Origin of the sequence: Frankia nepalensis, from assembly GCF_016786325.1 — a bacterium.
In the GTDB taxonomy this organism is placed as follows: Bacteria; Actinomycetota; Actinomycetes; order Frankiales; family Frankiaceae; genus Pseudofrankia; species Pseudofrankia nepalensis.
Genome location: NZ_JADWYU010000124.1, coordinates 1 through 1,708, shown reverse-complemented (window position 1 = coordinate 1,708; position 1,708 = coordinate 1). Strand labels below are relative to the sequence as shown.

The 1,708-nt window shown below is 69.3% G+C and carries 1 protein-coding gene, 1 tRNA gene and 2 pseudogenes; 2 read left to right on the top strand and 2 right to left on the bottom strand.

Going from position 1 to position 1,708, the window contains the following annotated elements:
• Positions 1–8: 8 nt before the first annotated feature.
• A complete protein-coding gene (locus I6A81_RS16315) occupies positions 9–161 on the top strand; it encodes a tetratricopeptide repeat protein (RefSeq protein WP_285223066.1) in 153 nt (50 codons plus the stop codon).
• 545 nt (positions 162–706) lie between these two features.
• On the opposite strand, the pseudogene I6A81_RS46200 reads toward I6A81_RS16315, so the two are convergent.
• Positions 707–934 (bottom strand): annotated as a pseudogene (locus I6A81_RS46200) (DUF4259 domain-containing protein); the annotation flags it as partial.
• Between the two features lie 4 nt (positions 935–938).
• On the opposite strand from I6A81_RS46200, the pseudogene I6A81_RS16305 reads away from it, so the two are divergent.
• Positions 939–1,436: pseudogene (locus I6A81_RS16305) on the top strand (tyrosine-type recombinase/integrase); the annotation flags it as partial.
• Between the two features lie 14 nt (positions 1,437–1,450).
• On the opposite strand, the gene I6A81_RS16300 reads toward I6A81_RS16305, so the two are convergent.
• A tRNA-Pro gene (locus I6A81_RS16300) sits at positions 1,451–1,524 on the bottom strand.
• Positions 1,525–1,708 lie beyond the last annotated feature (184 nt).

Below are 1,708 nucleotides of genomic sequence, written 5' to 3'. Positions count from 1 at the left end.
CCCTCCGGCTGGCCAACCTCGGCGACCACCAGGCCGCCCGGACCCTGGCCGAAGACACTTTGGCCCGCCACCGGCGCGTGCTGGGCGACGACCACCCCGACACCCTGCATAGCGAGCGGGTGCTGGACTGGGTGCAGAAGCGGGCCGGGCCGTCGTCGTGATGTTGTCGGGGAATCGAACGATTCCTGAACAAGATCAGAAAGACCGGTCGGTGACCCCACACCCGGCCTGAACCTGTCCGAAAAACGTGTCGGAAAGTCGGAGTGTCGAACAACGACACGACCGCCGTTTCCCACGCACTCCGATCATGACTGCCGCCGAGCCCGCGGACCCGCTCGCCGCCGAACCCGCCACCCTGACCGGAGCGCTGATCGGCTACGCCCGGTGTGGTCTCGATCGGTCCTCGGCAGGCCGGTTGCTGTACTTCCGTGCTGTACCCCTGCCCTCCGGCGTGGTGCGACGCTCCGACGCGCGCGGGCGGCGGGTCGTCGGGTCCCGGCCGTGCGCGTCGGGTGCGGCGCGACGCGCGCTGCCCGTTTCGCCCTCGGCCAGGTAGCTGTAGGTCGAGCATCAACCGGACACGTCCGGATATGGCGTCGGACGCTGAGACGAGGGTTTCCCGGAGACGGATCACGTGGGCGAGCCGCTCGGCCCCGTCGGGAGCGTTATCCCAGAGTTCCTTGAGTTCACAGTCCTCGGCGAGTACCCGCTCCACCGCCTCAACGGCGAGAAAGACGAGAGCAGGGGGAAGGGGCGGAAGGGGTTCCTTCGGCCCGTAGGGCGAAGCGGCGGGTTCGGTGCCTGTGTGGCGGGCGGCGACCAGCGCTGCCACGGCGATGGCGACCGCCGCGTGGTGATACTCGAGGTAGTCGTCTCTGTTGGCGCCACGGCTCAACGCCTGGGCCAGAGCGGTCTCCCGGTCGCCGATGGCCATCTCGTCGGGCGTCCGGGCCTGCGACATCGACCGCGTCGCCTGGACGTGGACCGGGCGCCGCCAGACGACGCCGGGCGTCGGCGGGCTGGTCGACAAGGGCACCAAAGGGAAGCAGGCCCGCACGGTGCCGCTGATCGACGAGGTTCGGGACCTGGTCGACAAGCGGCTCAAGACGGCTGGCGACGACCCGATGGCCCGCCTGCTCACGGGGCCGCGCGGCGGCCGCATCAGCACCGCGGTCCTTTGTGATGCCACGCATTGGGATGAGGTCGTGGTTTCGCTCGGCTATGAGCACCTTCGCCGGCACGACCTGCGACACACCGGTCTGACCTGGATGGCGGACGCCGGGGTGAAAGTCCACGTCCTACAGAAGATCGCCGGGCACGGGGCGATCACGACGACCCAGCGCTACCTACACCCGGACATGAGGTCGATCAAAGAAGCGGGGGACGCGCTGACTCGTCATCTGCGCGCCCCCCGGTCCCAAGCTGGTCCCAAGTGACTACCAAACACCCGTCGGGACGACAGGATTTGAACCTGCGACCCCTAGACCCCCAGTCTAGTGCGCTACCAAACTGCGCCACGTCCCGGGCTTGCCGCCGTCCCAATAGACCTTAACCCCGTGGTCCTCAGCCCAGTGGGCCTCGTCCCCATGGATTTTGTCCCAGCGGGTCCGGCGACAACGTCACCTTACCCGATCTGGGTGCCATCGGGGGGCGGGGTGCCTGGGTGGTGGGCGCCGCCGCGGGGGGCGCCCCCCCCCCCCCCGGAGCC